Origin of the sequence: Acinetobacter sp. YH12041 (assembly GCF_013419975.1) — a bacterium.
Taxonomy (GTDB): Bacteria; Pseudomonadota; Gammaproteobacteria; order Pseudomonadales; family Moraxellaceae; genus Acinetobacter.
In genome coordinates this window covers 26,629-49,406 of the sequence record NZ_VOZC01000014.1, presented here as the reverse complement: position 1 = coordinate 49,406, position 22,778 = coordinate 26,629, and the positions used below count along the sequence as shown (strand labels likewise).

Annotated in this window: 19 protein-coding genes and 1 pseudogene; 2 read left to right on the top strand and 18 right to left on the bottom strand. The window is 40.7% G+C overall.

Going from position 1 to position 22,778, the window contains the following annotated elements; genetic code table 11:
- Positions 1 to 76 precede the first annotated feature (76 nt).
- The gene (locus tag FTU00_RS11395) at positions 77 to 4,390 is read right to left on the bottom strand and encodes a SwmB domain-containing protein (protein WP_180179726.1); all 4,314 of its coding nucleotides are present in this window, start codon (positions 4,388 to 4,390) and stop codon (positions 77 to 79) included.
- Positions 4,391 to 4,853: 463 nt separating this feature from the next.
- Positions 4,854 to 5,501 carry an HAD family hydrolase gene (locus FTU00_RS11390; RefSeq protein ID WP_180004020.1) on the bottom strand — a complete coding sequence of 216 codons (648 nt, stop codon included), beginning with the start codon at positions 5,499 to 5,501 and terminating at the stop codon, positions 4,854 to 4,856.
- 258 nt (positions 5,502 to 5,759) lie between these two features.
- On the opposite strand from FTU00_RS11390, the gene FTU00_RS11385 reads away from it, so the two are divergent.
- A complete protein-coding gene (locus tag FTU00_RS11385) occupies positions 5,760 to 6,527 on the top strand; it encodes a hydroxymethylpyrimidine/phosphomethylpyrimidine kinase (RefSeq protein ID WP_180012494.1) in 768 nt (255 codons plus the stop codon).
- A gap of 112 nt (positions 6,528 to 6,639) precedes the next feature.
- Here FTU00_RS11385 and FTU00_RS11380 read toward each other — a convergent pair whose 3' ends face one another.
- From FTU00_RS11380 to acnD, 16 genes and pseudogenes are all read right to left on the bottom strand, one after another.
- Entirely contained in the window at positions 6,640 to 7,083 is a 444-nt protein-coding gene (locus FTU00_RS11380; RefSeq protein WP_159123697.1) for a nuclear transport factor 2 family protein, read from the bottom strand.
- 390 nt (positions 7,084 to 7,473) lie between these two features.
- Positions 7,474 to 7,836, bottom strand: a complete 363-nt coding sequence (locus FTU00_RS11375; RefSeq protein ID WP_004785128.1) for a 5-carboxymethyl-2-hydroxymuconate Delta-isomerase — start codon at positions 7,834 to 7,836, stop codon at positions 7,474 to 7,476.
- Positions 7,837 to 7,951: 115 nt separating this feature from the next.
- Complete coding sequence (locus tag FTU00_RS11370) at positions 7,952 to 8,290, bottom strand: zinc ribbon domain-containing protein YjdM (RefSeq protein WP_034705280.1); 339 nt, start codon at positions 8,288 to 8,290, stop codon at positions 7,952 to 7,954.
- Between the two features lie 123 nt (positions 8,291 to 8,413).
- Entirely contained in the window at positions 8,414 to 8,860 is a 447-nt protein-coding gene (locus FTU00_RS11365; protein ID WP_180179725.1) for an SRPBCC domain-containing protein, read from the bottom strand.
- A 240-nt stretch (positions 8,861 to 9,100) separates the two neighbouring features.
- Entirely contained in the window at positions 9,101 to 9,496 is a 396-nt protein-coding gene (locus FTU00_RS11360; protein ID WP_004785133.1) for a ribonuclease E inhibitor RraB, read from the bottom strand.
- A gap of 235 nt (positions 9,497 to 9,731) precedes the next feature.
- A pseudogene (locus FTU00_RS11355) lies at positions 9,732 to 10,676 on the bottom strand (hypothetical protein).
- Positions 10,677 to 11,244: 568 nt separating this feature from the next.
- Entirely contained in the window at positions 11,245 to 11,910 is a 666-nt protein-coding gene (locus FTU00_RS11350; RefSeq protein ID WP_180179724.1) for a pseudouridine synthase, read from the bottom strand.
- A gap of 87 nt (positions 11,911 to 11,997) precedes the next feature.
- The gene (locus FTU00_RS11345; RefSeq protein ID WP_004785138.1) at positions 11,998 to 12,453 is read right to left on the bottom strand and encodes a hypothetical protein; all 456 of its coding nucleotides are present in this window, start codon (positions 12,451 to 12,453) and stop codon (positions 11,998 to 12,000) included.
- Between the two features lie 746 nt (positions 12,454 to 13,199).
- Positions 13,200 to 13,913 carry an SIMPL domain-containing protein gene (locus FTU00_RS11340; protein ID WP_034705273.1) on the bottom strand — a complete coding sequence of 238 codons (714 nt, stop codon included), beginning with the start codon at positions 13,911 to 13,913 and terminating at the stop codon, positions 13,200 to 13,202.
- Between the two features lie 125 nt (positions 13,914 to 14,038).
- Positions 14,039 to 14,287 carry a DUF6868 family protein gene (locus FTU00_RS11335; protein WP_180138863.1) on the bottom strand — a complete coding sequence of 83 codons (249 nt, stop codon included), beginning with the start codon at positions 14,285 to 14,287 and terminating at the stop codon, positions 14,039 to 14,041.
- A gap of 149 nt (positions 14,288 to 14,436) precedes the next feature.
- A complete protein-coding gene (locus FTU00_RS11330; RefSeq protein WP_004785142.1) occupies positions 14,437 to 14,658 on the bottom strand; it encodes a hypothetical protein in 222 nt (73 codons plus the stop codon).
- Between the two features lie 128 nt (positions 14,659 to 14,786).
- Entirely contained in the window at positions 14,787 to 14,993 is a 207-nt protein-coding gene (locus FTU00_RS11325) for a hypothetical protein (protein WP_034705268.1), read from the bottom strand.
- 195 nt (positions 14,994 to 15,188) lie between these two features.
- The gene (locus FTU00_RS11320; protein WP_180179723.1) at positions 15,189 to 15,767 is read right to left on the bottom strand and encodes a DUF4126 domain-containing protein; all 579 of its coding nucleotides are present in this window, start codon (positions 15,765 to 15,767) and stop codon (positions 15,189 to 15,191) included.
- Between the two features lie 120 nt (positions 15,768 to 15,887).
- Positions 15,888 to 16,085: a zinc ribbon-containing protein gene (locus tag FTU00_RS11315; RefSeq protein ID WP_257229525.1), complete on the bottom strand. Its 198-nt coding sequence runs from the start codon at positions 16,083 to 16,085 to the stop codon at positions 15,888 to 15,890.
- Between the two features lie 107 nt (positions 16,086 to 16,192).
- The gene (locus FTU00_RS11310; RefSeq protein WP_180004510.1) at positions 16,193 to 17,095 is read right to left on the bottom strand and encodes a hypothetical protein; all 903 of its coding nucleotides are present in this window, start codon (positions 17,093 to 17,095) and stop codon (positions 16,193 to 16,195) included.
- Positions 17,096 to 17,237: 142 nt separating this feature from the next.
- Entirely contained in the window at positions 17,238 to 19,844 is a 2,607-nt protein-coding gene (gene acnD / locus FTU00_RS11305; protein WP_180179722.1) for a Fe/S-dependent 2-methylisocitrate dehydratase AcnD, read from the bottom strand.
- A 748-nt stretch (positions 19,845 to 20,592) separates the two neighbouring features.
- Between acnD and FTU00_RS11300 the strand changes: the two genes are divergently transcribed.
- Positions 20,593 to 22,755 (top strand): multicopper oxidase family protein, encoded by a 2,163-nt coding sequence (locus tag FTU00_RS11300; protein WP_180179721.1) that lies wholly within the window; start codon positions 20,593 to 20,595, stop codon positions 22,753 to 22,755.
- Positions 22,756 to 22,778: the final 23 nt, after the last annotated feature.

The following is a 22,778-nucleotide window of genomic DNA, read 5'->3' as shown; positions in this document are numbered from 1 at the left end:
GCATTAAGCGGGATTTTTTAATTGAAGTTCAATGACATCATAAAATTTTATAAATCATCCATTCTGAACCTGCTGATCAGATTGGATTATATTTAATGATGTCATCCAGCTGTAAAGTTGCACTGTCTACATTCTGCAATATCAGCAAATCAGCGCGCGCAAAGGTGGTATCGGTATCGGAACCATCACGATCGATCGTCACGACTGTATCATCTCCACGTTGTTCGAGCGTGATATAGTTCCCCAGATTTGATGCATCTACTGCCTGATCACTTAATAATGCAGAGACATCGATGGTATCACCTTCAACTGCATTGAAGTCAGTCCAGGTATCTGTACCATTACCGCCTGTTGCATCAGCATTATTCAGTAAATAATAGATCGCTGTGTCTGCTCCTGCACCACCCGTCAGGATGTCATCACCTGCGCCACCCTGTAACAGGTTATCTGCTGGATCGTCGGCATAGTTAATAATCTGGTTTACGCGATCAATATTGATCACCAGATTTGCTGAAGCACTTTCCTGCTCGGCCTGTCCCGCATTACGCGTTACCGTATATTCAAATACTTCACTCAGTAATGGGCCCTGTCCTACTGCACTATTGTATTCATAACTGAAATTACCATTTTCATAGAGTTTGAGCTCACCATACGTCCCTTCGATAATGGTAAAGTTACCTCCCTCATCACTTAAATCGAAAGTTACTGGCTGCCCATTAATCTCAGTTAATACGCCACCCGCCCAATTATCCGCTTGTGTGCCGTCGGCTGAAGTTTCCTGAATATTGCCTGTTGCACGGTAGATTTCTCCATTGACTTCGTAGACTTCAGCAGTGGTTCCACCAAATAGCGTTAATGGATTACTTAAGGCTTCTTGAGCGATCAGGTCTATTAAGCCATCAACAGCTGGTAAAACATCATCCAGCCCTAAAGTACTTAGCAATGTATTTAATGATCCGAGCAAGGTATTTAAACCAGTCGTTAGGCCAGTTTCTTCAAGCACGGTATCTAGCAAAATATCGCTAACTAGTGGTTCAACCAGGTTATCGAATAATGCTTGGCCTGCACCATCTACCCCTTCTAAAATTCCATTTAGAAGCGCATCTAATGCTGTACCCAATCCTAAAGTAGTTAATAGGAATCCTAATGCCCCGCCTCCATTTCCTGCAAGTAAACTCCCTACGGAGGTATTGTATACATCACCTAATATTGGGCGAACTAGTATGTTATCCAGAGCCAATGACAAGACTGAATCAACTGCTGTGGTTAAAGTATTTATAATTGGTACAGAAGAACCTGTAGTTAAATCCAATAACTCACGAAGTGTCAATTGCTCCAGAATTCCACGAGGATCAGCGTTTTGGCCAGTCAAGGTAGCTTCGAGTAAACCTAATACAGTATCTGACACCAGATTGTTAACCGTGTTATCGCCTAAATTCGCTAAATCTATAGTGGTCAGGATATCTGCTAATTGTGAAGAATCACCATATACCGAGACTTCATAGGTTCCAGCAGGCAAGTCATTAATATCCAGTCTCAATCCTTGAGCATCTGCTACTCCACCCAGCAGCTCCAGTCCCAATGCACCAGCAACTAAGCCGCCTTGACTGGTATTTGCTGAAGCGACCTCAAATTCTTCGCCAGTGGTTGTATTACGTACCACGAAAGTAAAGGCATTCGCCAAGCTAACCAGATTTTCTTGCTGTACTGCAATCACCACGCTAGAAATATTTTCCTCAATCGTAAAATCGACCACGGCAACTTCCGAAGTGCCATTGAGCACGTCGATACCACTACTATCACTATATGTTTCCAATACAGTTGCATCTCGTGATCCTTCCAAAATTGCGGACACATTATCATCGGCAAGATTCAGTAAACGTTCTGAATTATTTACAACTCCATTTGGTAGATCCGCTGTAGTAAAGCTTGCGGCATCATTCCCTGCCAAGTCCTGAATTGCATTGTCATCATTTCCAGTAGTTGGATCAGTATATTCGACACTAACGGTCTGCCCAGCTGTAATCACTGGATTGGTAATCATCGTGAGGATATTTCCATCGGCAGCAATATTGATCACATCGACTGTAGTCTGATCTGGAGCTGTACCGATTGTAACGACTAGACTATCTAAAGGTGGTAAATTGTCTGCATCTAGAGTTTCATTAAAACTGAGTTCGATGTTACCGTCAGCATTGACTTCAGCATCAATTAATACAGGGGCTACAGTATCTTCTACTGGTTGCTCTGAGTTATTGTCAACGCCACCTACTTCTACCGCATCGAAGCTATCCAGTACATTGCCACTGACATCACGGATTCCCTGACCCTCTCCCGGAGTACTGTCAGCATAAGTGACTGCAACTTCCTGACCTTCAGTAATAACAGGATTGGTTACCAAGATAATTTCATTGCCGTTATAAACAATATCGGTCACCGGAATTTCTGTTCCATCTACGACTACTGTGAAATCAGCAGGTAAAGGATTCGAGGTCGAAACATCTTCATTGAAGCTAAGTTCAATATTACCGTCTGCATTGACTTCAGCATCAATAAGAACTGGACTTTCCGTATCTTCTGCTGGCTGTTCTGAGTTATTTTCAACTCCCCCAACTTCTACCGCATCAAATCCATCCAGCACATTACCACTGCCATCACGGATTCCCTGACCATTTCCCGGGGTGCTGTCAGCATAAGTGACTTCTACTTCCTGACCTTCGGTAATGACTAGATCAGTTACCAGAATGATTTCATTGCCGTCATAGATAATGTCAGTTACCGGGATTTCTTCTCCATCAACTACTACCGCGAAATCAGCAGGCAACGGATTCGAGGTTGATACATCTTCATTGAAGCTAAGTTCAATATTACCGTCTGCATTGACTTCAGCATCAATAAGAACTGGACTTTCCGTATCTTCTACTGGTTGTTCCGAGTTATTTTCAACTCCCCCAACTCCTACCGCATCAAAACCATCTAGTACATTACCACTGCCATCACGGATTCCCTGTCCGTCTCCCGGTGTACTGTCGGCATAAGTGACTTCTACTTCCTGACCTTCAGTAATAACAGGATCGGTTACCAGAATGATTTTATTGCCGTCATAGACAATGTCAGTTACCGGAATTTCTGCTCCATCGACCACTACTGTGAAATCAGCAGGCAAAGGATTCGAAGTCGAAACATCTTCATTAAAGCTGAGTTCGATATTACCGTCAGCATTGACTTCGGCATCAATAAGAACTGGACTTGCTGTATCTACAACGGGTTGTTCTGAATCATTGATCACCCCATTGGGTAGATCCACTGTGCTAAAGCTTGCCGCATCGTTCCCTGCCAAGTCCTGAATGGCATTCTCATCCTTCCGAGCAGTTGGATCGATATATTCCACACTGACAGTCTGACCTGCTGCAATCACCGGACTGGTAATCAGCGTTAAGGTATTTCCATCGGCAACAATATTAATTACATCGACTGTAGTTTGATCTGGTGCGGTACCCACTGTAACGACCAGACTATCTAAAGGAGGTAAATTATCTGCATCCAGTGCTTCATTAAAACTAAGCTCGATATTGCCATTGGCATTAACTTCCGCAGCTAAAAGTATGGGGCCACTAATATCCGGATTCTGCACTCCACCCACATCATCTGAATCCAGATCTTCTAATACATTCCCTTCTGAATCCTTAATTCCCTGATTATCATCAGGTGTACTATCCTGATATTCCACTGTAACTTCTTGTCCGTCCCGGATCTCTGGCTCTGTAATTAGGATAATCTTGTCATCTTGTACAATAATATCGGTGACAGGAATTTCTTCTCCATCCACAACCACTGTGAAATCTTCAGCGCGTGGATTTGAACCATTTATATTTTCATCAAAACTCAGTTCAAGCTGGCCTTCTTCATTCACAATGACGCCGGTTAACTTCGGCGGACTCGTATCCCGATTATCCGAACTACTTCCTGAGGATGAGCCTCCACCTGCCGCTGCCGCAATAGCTCCTAGAGCCAGTGCCCCACCCAACCAAGGTAAAATACCCGCAGCTACGGTTTCACTCTCAGCCAGATCTCCTGTAAGCGGGTGATATCGAATCGTATCGAGCATTACCCCATTTTCATCAGTAAATTCCGCCCAGTACAATTGACCTTCATGTTCAAAAACGATTCGATTATCATTGACTGCATAATCAAAATAATTTTCGATCGTAATGGTTTCACCATTTTTAAAATAGATAACAGCCGAATTACCTTGACGTGTAATTTTTGCCACTTCATCAATCGTGGCATTTACCTTGATCACTGATTTTTCGGTCAAATTCACAATATTAGTATTAATATCCTGAATTAATTCTCCATTCTCTGCCGATAATATCTGTATATTCGCCATATTATTCCCATCCTTTTTTATAATTTATTTATTGCTTAATTAAACGTGAAATACATAGCATCAAAATCAAGGAATGAGAATCTGAAAAATGTTATCTTTAACTTGTTACCAAATATTGTAAACATAGTGAAATGAATAAATTAAAAACTTATTATAAAATTAAGCTGTTGAATTTTAATATTTTTAGCTAGATTTAAATAAATAGATATTAAAATAGGAAAATATGTTTTTGTGAATTATAATCAAATAGGTTCATTAAAATATGACATTGATCACATAAAATGCATTATTATATTTATGTAAGCATGAAAAATATTAGAACAAAAGTATACAAACAATTAATCAAGTTAACGCAATAAAACAGATTTCTATTCAAAAGGTGAAGTTAAAAATTATTGTTAATAATGAATATAAAAAATGCTCCTAAACATAGAAGCATTTTATTTTTAATGAAAATAAAAAATTATTTTAAATAGTCTAATAAATGACTAAAGTTCTCAATCGTATATTTAGGCTGTGCCTGCTGTAATTCAATTTCTGAACCATAGCCGTATTTGACTGCAATCGACTCAATCCCATTATGGCGGGCACCAAAAATATCATGCTCACGGTCCCCCACCATAATGCATTGATCAGCCTGTATGCCTTGTTGTTCCAGGATATACTGAATCAGTTCCCCTTTATTGGTCCGATCACCATTCAGCTCACTGCCATAAATCTCAGTAAAATACTGGGCCAGATTAAAATGTTCCAGAATCTGTTTGGCATAAACGGTTGGTTTTGCTGTTGCGAGAAACAGGCGATAACCACGGCGTTTAAGTTCCGCCAGAGTTTCAGCTACACCTTCAAAGACGTGATTTTCATATAAGCCAGTCACTGCAAAACGCTCACGATATGCCATTAGTGCCTGTTCAGCCAGGGTATCATCCGCATCTACATTCAGAATTTTGGCTAGCGAAGCTTTTAGAGGAGGCCCGATAATCCAGTCAATATTCGTGTCTTCACTGATCGGATGACCCACCTTTTCCAGACCATAGCGGGCAGAAGTCGTAATCCCCACTTTTGGATCAGTTAATGTACCATCCAAGTCAATTAAAATATTCTGAATCACACCTTGTCCCCTATGTTTGCAGCCGACATCAATTCATATCGTGAGTATAGCCAGATTTGTCTACCCTAAAGCAATTATTAGGCCATAAAAACAAGCCAAGAATGCCCATTTTCAGGGTAATCAACTCTATATTTTGATCAGATAAAACATACGAAATTTTGCCTGACAGACCGTTCTTGCAAGTGATAGAAATTAATATCGAGAGTTTGAATAAATTTGCCTATACTAAGGCAATTTTAGTGAATGAAGGACATCATTTTGCGACCTACCGTACTTTGCTTTTCAGGTTTAGATCCTTCAGGTGGAGCAGGCCTTCAAGCAGATATTGAAGCCATCGGTCAAAGTGGTGCTCATGCTGCAATAGCCTGTACAGCCCTGACTATCCAGAACTCACAACAGGTCTTTGGTTTTGAAGCAACTTCAAAGGAATTACTGCTGGCTCAGGCCAATGCTGTGGTAAAGGATCTGCCGATTCGTTGTGTTAAATCAGGCATGCTGGGAACGACTGAAAATATTGAAGCACTGGCAGAATTTCTAACTGCGCATCCGGACTATCAGTATGTACTGGATCCAGTGCTGGTAGCCAATAGTGGTGGCTCACTCGGCAATCAAGCCACACTGGTCAAAGCGTTTAAACAACTGATTCCGCTAGCCACGATTTTAACTCCAAATACAGTCGAGTTGCGCGCTCTGACAGGTGAGCAGGATTTAGATCAAGCCACGCAGAAACTGTTCGAAATGGGTGCCCACGCGATTCTTGTTAAAGGTGGCCACGAAGATACTCCCGACTATATCCAGAACCGTCTATATATTCAGGGTGAATTGATCAACGAAACCCGTTGTCCGCGCCTGGAAGGTGAATATCATGGCTCAGGCTGTTCACTGGCGAGTTTCATTGCCGGACGTCTAGCCTTGGGTGAACAGTTGAAAACAGCCGTACAACATGCAGAAACCTGGTTATTTGGTGTATTAAAAAATGCGGAAATTCCGGTACCGAATGGTCAGCGCATTCCAAAACGCTTTTAATCTTCCCTAAATAAAAAAGCCTGAACGATTCAGGCTTTTTTATGGCGATTTTTTTCAAGAATGGACAAATAGATGTGATGATCTTGTTTCAATGAAATTTAAAACTTTTGCCTTAACCTGCCAGTTTCACAGGGCGCAGTTTTTCAGTCTTCTCCTGAACAGGGACAGAAATATGTTGATAATGCAATTGCCACTGATCTTGCTGCTTGCTCAAGACCATGCTGAAGCGGCACCATTGCAAAGGGAAATATCGTTCCATCGCCGCATAGGCAATCCGGACATAACCATATACGAAAGCCATGTCATTATTGACCTGAATGGTGACCTCCTTCCGTTCAACGCGCATACCATTGTTGCGCATATATGGGCGGTACTGTTGCCATGCAGCCTGATAAGCCTCGATCCCTTTCAGTTCGGAGCTAATATCAATCAGACAGACATCTGGTCGGCAAAGTTGACGAATTTCGCTGAATTCAAGTGAACAAATAGCTTGATCCCATTTTTGTAAAAATGTCCTGACTTCCTGAGCCAGACATTCTTCCCCTATTATTTTCATTGAATACCTCTCTATAAGGTTTTATTCAGACTTGAAAAACGAGATTTCAAGCATCTCATTACTTTCAGTCTTTCTTGTTTTTCATTATTTTTAATTATGTGAATGGGTCCTGGTTTTACCCATCCCCCATATATCAGGTCAAAAGTGTGACCTAATACCTAAAATTACACTATTTTTTTAATTATAGGCAAAATTTTCTGATCAACTGCAATAATCAGGTGAATTTTGACTGATTATTTAAATTTTCATGCTCTAGTTTTATTTATCGTTCTTTATATTTCAAAATCGCTTTGATACTTCTCAATTTTTTATTTAGTTCTGATGTATTCAAGATAAAGAGAGAAACTAAGAAAACTTCATTTCCTAGTCCTCACTTCAATCTAAAAAAAATCAAATAATAGCTTTAGTATAAGTCTCTTTGTCCATTTCCAGAATTTCAACACAGAGCTGAATCTTTAACCCCGGCTGCGAGACAATGTGCTGCTGCATGACCTGAAGTACCAGCTTGGAAATTGCCTGGCGGATGTCCAGACTACGACCAGTCAGGAGAGAAACTTTAGCATGCACATAAGCCTGATCTGTCTCCTGCTCTAGTCCAATCACAAAATCCTGCTGTACAATCGCCCTACTTTTTAAATCATTCGGGTCATTAATATAACCGGCGTTAAATAAGGCCTGGTGAATTGCCAACATTAAAGGTCGGGTTTCAAGCTGCTGAATATTATCTGAATATTCAAGATGAAGATGAGGCATAAAGCAAAGATCCAGGCATGATATAGCGATCAGAAGAGATTGATCTTCGAGTTTGAGGAAGAAGCATAAACCTTCAAACCCGAAGACCGAAAGCACTCATTCGTATAAGAACGTATCAGGCTTTTTTCACATATTCAGATTTGAGCTTCATGGCGCCAATGCCATCAATTTTACAGTCAATATCATGTCCATCAGTTGCATCGGGCAATAGACGAATATTTTTGACTTTAGTCCCGACTTTAACCACTGAAGAAGATCCTTTAATTTTAAGATCCTTAATCACCGTAACTGTGTCGCCATCAGCCAGCAGATTGCCATGCGCATCCTTGATGACCACGGTTTCCTCAGTTGCTTCCCCTTCTTTCCACTCATATCCACATTCTGGGCAGATTAACAAGTCACCATCTTCATAAGTATATTCAGACTGGCATTTTGGGCATTGTGGTAGAGCCATAGCAACCTCAACAAAATAAAAAATAAAAGAAAAAACAAAAAATTAAAGCTGAATTATAGCATCTTTGGGTGGGCTCATGCTCAAGCTTTAAAAGGATCTCCCGCTCAACTTAATTAACTGAACCTAACCATCCAAAATATGTGGATTGACCAACCAAGACAAAAGTTGCAATGACTCCTGCCAGCTTAAGTGGCATGCAGATGGCGGTACCAGATCCGGATAACCCACCTGAATAATATGCAGGCTGGTGCCTACAGACACTTTTTCAAAGATGAGCGTGGCTTCAATTTCACCTTTGACCTCAGGTGTAGAAAAGCAATCGGTATAGCGCAGTAACTGGTTAGGAATAACTTCATGATAGGTGCCATGTAAATGATGCTGGGTACCAGTGGCAAAATTGGTCAAGGTGATTTTATAGCTGCCTCCCGGTTTGACTTCGGCATGCTCAACTCTGGCAGTAAAGCCATGCGGTGCCAGCCATTTTGCAATAGCATCTGGATGAATAAAGGCCCGGTACACCCGTTCCGGTGGCGCACTGAATACGCGATGCATTTTTAGGGTATAACTCATTTCAGCCTACCTTTTTTTCTTGTTCTTACTGAAAGATTATTTTTATTTATTATTCGGACGGATCATCCCGATCTCGTCGGCCTCAGTATTTAAATAACTGCCCAACATACTGTACGGCCTAAATATAATTGTTATCTATCCATTTTATAGGATGTATAACAAAAAACTACAGTTGACCCGACCGATACCGCAGGCCATAAAAAAACCCGGCTTAACCGGGCTTGAATAAGGAAATTTTGATTAGCTGCTACGCAGTTTGCTTTCACCTTCTTCCGGGTCATCTTCATCATCGTAAACATAGGCCATACAGCCCCAGCCATCATATTCACCCTGAAATTCAGCAGCAATTCTGGTAAACCATTGTTCCAGATCGACAATATTTTCATAGGTAGGTTGCATATAGACATGAATGGTAATTGTCCATTCCAGCGTATCGCTCTCCTCATCCTGATATAGGCTTATCTTTTGTTCTTCTTTGAGTAAATGCAATGCACAGCGGTCAGCCTGTTCTTCACTATTAAAGGCTATCGAGAATTCAATTTCATGGTCGTCCTGCAGATCATCACCATCCTGATACATTTGCCACAGTACATGACCATTTTCATCGTCAGGGAATTTGTCATAATCGCGTGCCATAGAGATATCCTTATTATGATGTTTTATTATTCGATTCAGCTTAACTTATTTTATTTGAATTATCGAGTACAGAATATGAAAAAAAATTGAATTTCTCTAAATAACCAACTGAATTTTATCAATATAAATTTAAGAATTTGAAAAAAAAGCTGCATTTTCATCTAATTAAAAATACCTGCATATCAATCTGCAGATTAAAAAATTTCATCGGTTGATCTGGATTTTTTAATTGTAGTTAGGAAGCGATCACTGCAGATGGCTCAGACTCTTGATTCTGTCGTAATTGTAGTAAAACGGCGGCGAATTTAAGCTCTTCCAGACGTAAGTTCAGATAAGACTCCTGAATCATGGCCTGGCTCAAGCTTTGCCCTTTATAGTTCATCAGGCGATAATCATCTTTTAGGGCTTGCAGCATTTCACCCAGATTATGAGTCTTTAACTGGGACAAATAGAATTCTGCCCTGCTATTAAATGCCAGACTCAAAATCGCAATGGTGCTCTTGCGACGGTCTTCATCAACATAGTTACAGCTAGCCACCTGCTGCTGTTCTTTGGCCTGCTCAATCTGTGTTCTGATAGTCAGTAAATGCCGGGCTGCATCAGTATCGTTTTAGCCACTAATGAGCTGATCCAGAAGCTGCGTGACCGGCAGATCAAAACCATGTTGATAGCCCTTGATCTTATGCTCGAGAGCTTCAACTACTTCTTGCAGTCGCTGCTGTTCTTTGGCCTGTTGATAATAAGCCTGTAAAGCTTTTCGGGCCTGTCGCTCAATATCAGCTTCGGCCTGAGTCTGTAAATTCTGTAAATACGCTTTGACCTGAGCGATATAGGCTTTGAGATCATCCAGCATGATGGAAGCATCAAGCTTGGTTACTTCTACGAAATTTTCGGCCTGCAAGCTGCGGTTAATAATGTATTGTTCGATGTCACAGATATCCTGATATTGTTTATATTTATTCAGTTCAGTTCTGGCACTTCCCAGTTGCATCCGTAGCTGGGTCATTTCATAATTTAATTCATTAACTTGTGTTTCATAATCAGCCAATTTACTGCGTGAATGATCCAGATTTTCCTGTAAGGACTGAATATTGTTTCTTGATAATTTCAGGCTATTGAATACCCATAGTAATACAATGATTAAAACACTTGCGAGAACAAAGAGCGCGCCACTTAGCATCATCCTGTCCCTTACCCCTTGCACCATATATAGGCACTAAAAAATTAAAAATTTATGATGTTTTAAAGTTATTCTGCATAATTTAATGATGAGAATCAAAGATAAAAAATGACCATAAACATTTAATATAATTGATCTTTTAAATGATTTTTCACCTATAAAACCTTAATATTTTTATGCCTATCAATTTACTTAAAATGAATCTGTTGGTGATAATCAATTAAAGGGGTTTTTATTTTTATATCGAATGTTATAAGAACAAACCCCTGAGAGACTGCAAATCTTGATAAAAACTGAATAAAAATAGATAGATCAAACAGTTAAACTAAAGATAAAGTGATAAAGTCCCTTAAATGATTCCTGAAATTTTTCCGGGTACACTTTTTTAATTTCAAAAAATCATTACTTGATAAGACATGATTCAGAACATAATTTTTCTAGAAAACTGCTTAAATTCAACTCCATAATTTTCCGATGACTGAAATAAATTCTGACATTTCTGTTGCAGCTTACTAAAATTTAAATATTTATCAGAATCCATATTCATTTTTTGAATGCTTAAATTTTACTAAAATGGTGCAGGTGCAAGAATTTCAACTTTATGACCACTCAAGGGTTGAGTAAAAGTCAGTTCACTGGCATGCAAGGCCATGCGATTAAGAGGACTACGCGTTGGTTCCGGATGATAGATTTTATCGCCCATAATCGGATGACCAATATGCAGCATGTGGACTCTGAGCTGATGTGAACGTCCGGTAATTGGCGTTAGCAATACCCGGCTGATGTCTTGCTCAGGCAGATATCCCAGCCGTTGATAGAGTGTTTTGGCAGCTTTACCCAGTTCAAAATGCACCATTTGCCGTGGGCGATTTTCCCAGTCAGTAATCAAAGGTACATCGACACTGCCCTCGGTCTGAATTTCTCCCTGTACCAGCGCAATATAGTGCTTGCTGACTGTACGTGCCTGGAACATTTTACTGACTGCCACTTCAGCATCGCGATGTTTGGCAAACATCAGGATGCCAGACGTCGCCATATCCAGACGATGGGTAATTTTGGCATTCGGATAACGCTCTAGTACCCGTAAATAAGCACTGTCATGATGCTCAGGCAAACGTCCCGGAACAGACAACAAACCGGCCGGCTTCTCAATGACGAACAGATCATCATCTTCATACAGGATATGCAATGGATCTTGAGGCGGTGCGTAGACGAAGTTGTCGTTAATAGGCATGTGCTGTAAGCATTCAGGAGAAAACGCGCAAAATAACAATGTCAGGGAATACTGTCAATCCAGCCCTGTTACAGAATCAGTGCCTGACTAAGCTTTGGACGCTGCACTGATGGGAGATACTGAATGACCCGACTGATACTGGGTTTTCAGTCTGTCGAGATCTTCATTTAAAAATGCCATAAGATATTGCTGAACCTGTGACATAGTCAGATTGCGAAATGACACATAGTCTTTGTTTTTCAGGCTAAACAATCCCAGAATTTTATGTTGAGCTTCGACTTCAATATCACTTTCCAGCCTGAACTCAAGCTGACCTGACGGCGCCAGTTCATTCAGTGTGATCTGAATCGACTGTTCAGCATCGGAGTCTGTTACGGTAAAAGTGGTAATGGCGGCTTGCATCTGTAATTGTAAAACCCGTAACTGTTGCCAGTTAATGGACTTGAAAGTAGAGAGAATTTCTTCTGCCGATAAGCTGCCTAGCTGTTCTGCTTCGTCTTCTTCTTGATGCGGATAACTGATTTCTAATTCATATTTTTTCATGGGACGTGCCCCTTTCTTATATGCAAAATTATCATAGCATTCTGTTTTATTTTTCAAGGATATAATTTGTGAGTAAATATTAAACATATTATACTTTAAATTATTTATATCAAATACTTATAAACAACCAGCGACATTAGAGTAATATTTAAACATAAGATAATCGAAAGCTATAGGCTGTAAATAAAATAGATTAGATATGTGATTAAAATAGTATTTATTTGAATCTCAAATGAATTTACAGCTATTTAGGAAGAATATAAGTGACTGGGTAGGGAAGGTGTTCAACAGTTTGGAGGAGAAGATTGTTTTTATGAGAGGAGAAAATTTTGAGGGTGTTGGGAAAACATCTTGATGGTTTACTTCAACTATCACTCTTTGTAAGAAATGATCTTATAGCCTATAAACTTTTGGTCTATAGCGTCCTAAGCCGAATCGAGACCTTTTGGGTTCGTACTGCACTCGCGTTTTGCGCCACTCACAGCATGCTACTCTTTTCGATCCCATCACACCCTTGAGATATATAGTAGCCAAGCTGCGGCAAAATTAATTTCCTAAGATTTTTTAATTTTCCCGATTTTTGAAAATATTTTTCTTTAAATATATTTGAAGAAGAATTTTTTACCTTTCACCTCAAAATAAAGATCTTTTATTGCAGAAAGAGCAGAATTACTGGAATTTATCTTCATGTAAAACCTCATTCTGCTCTAAATTTTTTAGACCCCTCTATTCAGCTTTCCAGCCATTTAATCAGCCAGATAATAATCCACTGTAGAAACCACACGAACTTTCTTTAGATAAGGCGTATTGCTGTCACGGTCCTCAATGCTAAACAAACCTTGATTGGCAGTCTTGATTTTCCCGAGACGGCTTTGAGAATCCGCGGCAAACTTTTCTGCCACACTGCGGGCATTTTGCGTGGCTTCTTCAATCATGGCTGGTTTGATGTCATTCAATTTGGTAAAGATATATTCCGTTCTTTGCCCAGAATCATCACCACCAAAAGCAATGCCCTTTTTACCCAGAGCGACCAGACGGGTTTGCGCTGCACGGACTGCATCAATATTGTGGGTATAAACCGTAATGGTCTGATGCGCGGTATAACGTAAGGCAACATTGGCATCACCGCCGTATTGCTGGGCATATTTATCTGTAGTGACTGGAGAACCGGTGGTAATTTCTTCTGCCTTAAAACCTTCACCTTTTAAGAAAGCCTGAATTTGCTGGGTTTGCAGCTCCATAGTGTCATACAGTTCTGTCAGATCCTGACTACCGCCACTAAAACGGATGGGCCAGACTGCAACATCGGCTTTAACCTCACGTTCCGATAAACCTTTTACGGAAACAATCCGCTCATACTGTTTAATCTTGACCGCACTATTACCCAGAATGAATCCGGCAATAATCATTCCCAAGCCGATCAAAGCCCCTAAAATCAAGGCGGATTTAAACTGATTCATTGAGCCGAACTCCTTTTCCATATTGTTATTTTGTTTCGAGCATTTTAAGCGTTTAAACTGCTCTGTGTAATGCTGATGCGACTATCAGTTTTATTTATTCCTGGAACTTTGGAAAGTTTTATCTCCTAACTTTTCCCCATCAAATATAGGGCAATTAGCGGAACCAGATTGAACAGAAATATCCCGATTTTATAGATGGCCATGCCGCTATAGTGAATGGCATCAAAAGTTGGATCTGAGAGCTGAAACCATTGACCATGCAATCGTTTCACCCAGTCTCGTGCAAAGACAATCAGCAAAAACCAGAGCATTAAAATGCTGTAATTCAAAGCCAATGTATAAAGTAAAAACCGACACCAGAAATCGAGATCCATAGTGATTCCCTGCCTGTAGAGCCATCTATCCTTAAGTTAACAGATCAATCAAATCCTCAGGAACTGCTGATTTGTATCTGTGATCTAAAGGGAAATGGTTTAAATATTTTGAGCTAAAAGTTTCAGTTCTCACTTCCAGCGATCACTTTTTAGCGTACAAACAGATGACGGGTATGATGATTGATATAGGCATTTAAGCCATCACCATACTGGGCCAGCTGTTTCATATTTTCCACATGCTGATAGCCCGCACTGCTATAGCTATAGGTATACACTTTCGAAGTTTTCTTGAATTGAACCCGAATAAACTCATTGCCAATCTCATAATTGGCCACACCCGAGTCATGATTGAGATCAAGATAATGTTGCAATTGAGCAGCCCTAAACATGATAAATCTATAGTTTTATATGGGGTCAAATTGATCATTTTTCAAACAGGATAAATGATAAAACCCACTGTATAGCGGGTTTTAAATGATGTCCAATATGTCTATAAATCTCATTCTGTACAGCACTTATGACAGCCCTCTACTTTCTCCCTCGGCCAGTTCATTCTTGCCCGTTTATAAGCCAAATCATAATTGGCAAAATATCCAATCAGAATCTGGTTATCAAATTCTGGCAGGTCTTCACAGCCTTCAGTTGCGTTATGAATATAGTGCACGCCTTGGGCAGACTCTTGTTCATCTACAATAAATTTAATCATTCACAGTTCCCCTAATATTATTTTTATAAAGTTCAACCACCAAAAAACCATACAAAAATTATGTCTTTTGCAATCCCATAATAAAATTATGTCTTTATTGAATAAAAATCAAGCAATTTAATGAACAAGATGAGAACCTTTCTTTAAGCAAATATTTCATTAAAAATTAGTGATAAATATTTATTTATCTGACTCTTATAAGGCGGAATTTTCTAGCTTGATTTTCTTTTTTTGACGTATCCAGCGAATCGCCATGATGGCTAGTATTACGACCAGCAAGGCAGCTAACACTGGCAAAAGCAATGACAGAATGGATAACAGAATAGCCCCGATCCACTCTCCGGTTGAGAGTACGGGATTCGCAACACCGCCTGTAGTGGCAGTTGATAGTCCACGTGCTGCAACACTGCTCAGTTGCACGGCCCCTGCTGTTCCGCCACCGACAATAATCGCTGCGGCCCAAGCTGCAAACTGGGACATTTCTCCACTGCTCACAGCCATCGTGGTCAGAGTTCCGGCGAGCATGGCTGCAGGCGTTGCAATCATATCGATGGCATTGTCCACCCAGGGAATATAATACGCAGCAATTTCACAGATAGTCGCGATGGCTAAAGCCAGACAGACTGCCGGCATGGCCAGCCATTCAAAACCGGTCATCGGTTCAAACCAGCCCATCAATGCGGCAATACTCATTATCAGCAAAGGCACAAAAACACGGAAACCAGAGGCTGCACTCAAGCCGATACCGATACATAAACCGAGGATTGTTTCCATGCTGCTTGCCCTTGAGATTTAAGCCATTTTTATAATGTAAATTATACGCTAACAAAAAAGCCCTATGGGGTGATAGGGCTTTTATTTAAAACAGGATCTTCTGTTTTGAATATCGTGTGCTTAGGCAACCTTATCGTTATATTGGGTGCCGAGGCATTTGGTACACGGTGGTAGTCGGTCTGTACCAATTTCTAAGAAGACGCGATGTCCGCATTGAACACAAAAATAGAAACCTGTTCCCGGTTTTGAGCCAGCTGTAACCATCTTTGTTCTCCGTTGTTTTAGAAAATGGTCTAAGCAGTATAACTCTGTTGTGATGAATGTCTATTGTCCATTTTTGTAAATGATAGTGTCGTTAAAGCTAAGTGTTATTTTTATTTGTGATCTAATGATATTTCGTCGCTGTGCCTAGTCACTTTCACTTTCTATGATAAATAGCTTGATAGCATTGGAATAAATGGAGCTAAGAAAGTATATATAGTCACATGATTAGAGAGAAAACTCATTAGCTCACCATATTGGGAAGTATATTCTGGTGTTCCAATTGAGGTTCCTAATTTTTCAATTCTTAGTTCTAGATCGCTAACTAACTCTTCCTCGATTTCAGATTTTCTCAAAGTACTTAATAAATCTAGAAACTCTTGAGGAATTTGAGAGTTATTAATTTCTTGATGGATAGTGCTGTGATGATTTCCTGAAGCTAAGTTTTGAACATTGCCAGAAATATTAATATTAAAAATTTGACTAACTTGTTCTTGTGGGATTGGGCAAGAATTTAATAAAGCTTCACCAGCTTCTGGATTGATCATTTCAATATCTAAAACAAAATCTAAAATTTTCGTTTTAATTAAATCAATAATTCCCTGTACTTGAGCTGGTGAAATCTCTCTCCAAGCTTGAATACATGTATATCCTCGGTAAATATTTTTACCGAATAGAGCAACAAAATTCGGATTCCAAGGCTGTCTTAAGTTGATTGATTGCCTCACACTATTTTCTACTAAAGTTTCCAATTCAGAAATTGATCCTACTAAAGATGATTGATGGATATCTTCATGATGCTCTTGATCAAAACAAATTGAAGGTATATCTATATTAGTTAAACTCGCTCCAAATGCTCCAGCAAAATTTCCTTTAGAATTGACTTCAATAATTCTATATTCAGGTAGTTCATCTTCTGAAGAATAACCATTCAACTCCTTATTTATCCAACTTTGAAATTCTGTACTTCCTAGTCTCACTGCTAAAATTTTGCATTTTCTCAATAAGTCTGAAATTTTCACATTAGAATTAACAGCGTCATTTTGAATTTCTCTTAAAAGTGACATTATTTTCTCTATAAAAAAACCCACTCAACAGTAGGTTTTTTTCTAATTAATTTCAATAACTTTAATCCACCCCAACCCCTCTTTAAAAAGAGGGGAACTTCCTCCTTTTTCAAAGGAGGGTTGGGGGAAGATTTAATAAAAATTAAGCCACATTCCCTTCCAAGAAATCCTGCGCAAAGCGCTGTAATACCCCACCCGCTTCATACACAGAAACCTCTTCTTCAGTATCCAGACGGCAAGTCACCGGCACTTCAATGGTCTGTTTTTTGCCATCTTCAGTCGCACGCTCAATCACCAGAGTCAAAGTCGAACGTGGCGCAATATTACCCATTACGCTATATAGCTCAGTACCATCCAGCTTCAAAGTTTTACGATCTGTACCCGGCTTAAACTCAAGTGGAAGTACACCCATACCGACCAGATTCGTACGGTGAATACGTTCAAAGCCTTCAGCCACAATCGCTTCTACACCTGCCAGACGCACACCTTTTGCTGCCCAATCACGGCTTGAACCCTGACCATAATCTTTACCTGCAACAATGATGAGCGGTTGCTTACGGTTCATGTAGGTTTCAATCGCTTCCCACATACGCATCACTTCACCTTCCGGCTCTACACGCGCTTTAGAACCTTGTTTGATGGTGCCGTCAGAACGTACCACCATTTCGTTATACAGCTTCGGATTCGCCAAGGTTGCACGCTGTGCAGTCAGGTGATCGCCACGGTGCGTGGCATAAGAGTTGAAATCTTCTTCAGGTAAGCCCATTTTCGCCAGATATTGACCCGCTGCTGAATCCAACACAATCGCGTTTGATGGAGATAAATGATCGGTAGTGATGTTATCGCCAAGGATTGCTAACGGACGCATATTTGCCAGAGTACGTGGTGCAGCCAAAGCTCCTTCCCAATATGGCGGACGGCGGATATAGGTACTTTGCGGACGCCAGTCATACAGTGGACTTGCTGCCTGTTCACGCTCACCCAGATCGAACATTGGAATATACACTTTCTTGAATTGCTCTGGCTTCACGGACTCTTTCACCAAAGCATCAATTTCTTCATCCGATGGCCAGATGTCTTTCAGGTAAATCGGATTGCCATCTTTGTCTGTGCCTAGTTCATCTTTCTCAATGTCAAAACGAATGGTACCGGCAATCGCATAAGCCACGACAAGCGGTGGAGATGCCAGGAAAGCCTGTTTTGCATAAGGATGGATACGGCCATCAAAGTTACGGTTACCCGACAAGACTGCTGTCGCATACAGATCACGGTCGATAATTTCCTGCTGAATCTTCGGATCAAGCGCACCAGACATGCCGTTACAGGTGGTACATGCATAGGCCACGATACCAAAGCCCAGTTTCTCCAGATCTTTTAGTACGCCTGCTTCTTCCAAATACAACGCCGCTGCTTTAGAACCCGGAGCAAAAGATGATTTCACCCACGGTTTACGCACTAAACCAAGTTCATTAGCCTTACGTGCCAACAAGCCTGCTGCCACGGTATTACGTGGGTTTGAAGTATTGGTACACGAAGTAATTGCCGCGATGATGATTGCACCATCTGGCATTAAGCCATCCGTACGGTTTTCTACCACACCCGCAATGCCTTTTTCTTTCAGGTCAGATGTTGATACACGCGCATGTGGATTGGATGGACCAGCGATGTTACGGGTGACAGTCGATAGGTCAAAACGCAATACACGTGGATATTCTGCCTGAGTCATTTCTGATGACCACAGGCCAATCTCTTTCGCATAGGTTTCAACCAGTTTGACCTGTTCAGATTCACGACCAGTCAGCGTCAGATAATCAATGGTGTTCTGATCAATATAGAACATGGCTGCAGTTGCACCATATTCCGGGGTCATATTAGAAATCGTGGCACGATCACCGACTGACATGCTGTCTGCGCCTTCACCGAAGAATTCGAGGTATGCACCAACCACACGCTCTTTACGCAGAAATTCAGTTAAAGCCAGTACTATATCAGTTGCTGTAATGCCCGGCTGACGCTGTCCAACTAGTTCCACACCGATAATGTCTGGTAAGCGCATCCAAGATGCACGGCCCAGCATCACGTTCTCAGCTTCCAGACCACCAACACCCACTGAGATCACGCCCAACGCATCGGTATGAGGGGTATGAGAGTCAGTTCCCACACAGGTATCCGGGAATGCCACGCCATTACGGTTCTGAATCACCGGTGACATTTTTTCCAGATTGATCTGGTGCATGATGCCATTACCGGCAGGAATCACATCGACATTTTCAAATGCTGTTTTAGTCCATTCAATAAAATGGAACCGGTCTTCATTACGGCGGTCTTCTACCGCACGGTTTTTTTCGAATGCATCTGGGTCAAAGCCGCCGTATTCTACTGCCAGCGAGTGATCGACAATCAGCTGGGTCGGCACCACTGGATTGACTTTAGATGGATCACCGCCTTGATCGGCAATTGCATCACGCAGACCGGCAAGATCGACCAGTGCCGTTTGCCCCAAGATGTCATGGCATACCACGCGCGCCGGATACCAAGGAAAATCATGTTCCTGTTTACGCTCAATCAACTGGCGTAAAGACTGTTCTAAAATCGCAGGGTCGCAACGGCGTACCAGCTGCTCGGCCAGCACTTTAGATGTATAAGGAAGTTTGGCATATGCGCCTGGCTGAATATCTTCTACGGCTTGACGCACGTCATAATATTCCAGCTGGGTACCTTGCAGCGGTTTCCGGTAGTTATTGTTCATAGCTTGCCTGCCCTCTTTCATTACTCTTTTTATTCATCAAAATATCTTGATGACTTGTTTTTTAATAAAGGCATTGTACGCTGCCGAAAGTCCATTTCCCAAATTTTATAATTTTCAAAAGCTTAAATACTAAAAATAGTATTTTTACCGAAATTTATGACCCATACTTTAGAATTTTGACTCTAAATTGCATTTTTTCTGAAAAATCGACCTAAATCTTTCTCATCCTTTAGTATGAGATATTAATAACCGCATAAAAAATAATCGATTTATTCGAATCAGTTTAAGGATAAATTTCATATCAAATCAAAGCTTAGAATTTTTTAATTTTAGAAATAGCTCATTTAATAAAAAACTGAATCTATGTTTTTTATTTCAGTATTAAAGATAATTTTTAACCGGAAATGGTAAATTTCATTGCAGATATTGCTCGATGAGTTTAGGCGAAAAAAATCATTTTCAGGTTCAGACATACCCTGAAATAAGTTTCATTCTCAATTCCATATATTTTTTAAGACTTTCTTACAATTTTAGAAATATGTTAAATATTTATAAGGCATTGATGCATAAACATGGGCTTATGAAATACATTCCTTTCTAAAATACTTTACACACGTCATTTTAGCTTACCGTCTGTCGCCCTCCCCCTAATTTGGTGATAACAGTCTGTATCTCAACTTTGTAAATCTACCCTCGAATTGCTTCACAACAACAACACTCATCACAAAAGCACATAAGGGTGATTACAATGATACAACTCGCCATTATTGGTATCGTTGCTGCAGTGATCGCTGTACTGGCAGCAAGCTGGAATGGAGGTAAAAATCCTTCCAATCCTAAACCGCCAACTCCCAACAATCCTAACCCACCAACCACTCCCAATAATCCCAATAATCCACAACCTACTCCAACAACACCCGATACATTGATTAGCAATCCGCCACTATTGCAAAAAAATTCCAAAGGCACCCATGAACTGATCGTCGCTTATAAAACCGGCAAGATTTACAATCCGAGAAATAGTACCTGGGATCAACTGTTCGTCAGAGGTTATCTCACTAATGCCAGCTTGTTTAACAAGAAAAAAGCTGGAGAGTCTGTTGAAGATCTTTTAGTCGGTCCGCAGATTCGAGTGAAACAAGGTGAAACCCTGAAAATGAACCTAAATAACCAGCTTCCACCTGAACAGAAAGCCACCTGTCCAGACAAAGTGGATAATGTGAACGATCCACATTGTTTCAATACTACTAACCTGCATACCCATGGTTTCTGGGTAAGCCCTCAAGGCAATAGTGATAATGTTTTCCTGAAATTTAAACCTCAGGAAAAATTTGACTATCAGTACAAAATGGAGCCGAATCATCCGGCAGGAACCTACTGGTATCACGCTCATCTGCATGGCTCAACGGCTATTCAGGTATCGAGCGGTATGGCAGGCCCATTAATTGTAGAAGGCTCAAGAACACCAAAATTCAAAAATGGCAAAGTTACTGAAACAGGCGATATGGACATTTTATGGAAAGAAAAAAATAGCTATCCAAATGAAAACATCCTGCTATTCCAGCAAATTCAATATCGATGCTCTAACCCTGACCCGGATGTAAAATTCGATATTCCCAACAATTGCGAAGGTAAAGGCTTAGGATTACTTGAAGATTATACAGATATCGCTAATCCTGGCTCTTGGGCCGGCCAGAACTTTTATACGTCTATCAATGGTAAAGTTTTAGGGGAGATCAAAGTTAAACAGAATACTTTTAATCGCTGGCGCATGATTCATGGTGGTGTACGCGACACCATTGGTTTGATTATTAAAGAACTGCCAAACTCCAGTAAATTTAGCGCCGCAGACACCCTTAAAGCCTGTCTGGCATATCAGGAAGCAGATCCAAAAGAGTTTAATGAGAGTTTAAAAAGCTTACCTGTTTATACGATTGCTCAAGATGGTTTGACCATGACTCAGGTACAGCGCAGAACACTGTCTGTGTTCCAGCCTGGTTATCGTCATGATGCAATGGTTACCTTCCCAACCACCAATAAATACTGTATTTATGACTCCAAATTAAATATTGAGGATGAAGTGAATGCACCGATCCCAACGGGTCAAATTACTCCTCAACTAGCTCCAAACCACCCTTTCAATGCCCAACTACTGGGATGGGTCAATGTACAGGCAAGCAAAACAAAAGCGCAGACTCCTGCCCAGTTCCTGCAAGAGCGCGCGAAAAAAATTGGTTTAAGCAAAGAGATTCAGACTCAGTTATCCAAACTTGATCTTACTGCCTTTACCGATCATCCATCCCTAATGACTCCTGCAATTGACAAGCTGGTCGCTTCCAGACCAAAACAGTACAGTAAATTTGAACTGGCTTTCGCAAATGGTCTTAAATTTGGCTTCCGCCATAAAGAAAATGGTGACTTACTCAGTTTTGGAGATGCATTTGATGGCGAAGGATCAGTCGGTCGGACACATGCCAAAGATCCGGATCGTGAATATGTACGTCAGTTACAAATTGGACAAACGGATGAATGGGAACTGACAACCGAAGCTTTTGGTGGCCACCCTTTCCATATTCATGTTAATCCATTCCAGATTGTTAAAATCTTAAAAACTGTCACTGGTCCTAATGGCGAATCTAAAGAAGTTGATGTGAGTGAATTAGCGCCTGATGATAATGATACAGATGATGTGCAATATCGTGGTATGAAAGGACAATTCAAGGATACCCTGTTTATCAAGGCGAACTATAAATTTATTCTTCGAAGTCATTACAAGAAATTTGAAGGTGATTTTGTACAGCACTGTCATATCCTCGATCATGAAGATCAGGGCATGATGGAAACAGTAAGGGTCTGTGGGGGCAAATTCCCTTGTGATTCACCTCTGCCAACCTCGTCGCATCATCACTAATTAGACACTCCTGAAAAGGCCAA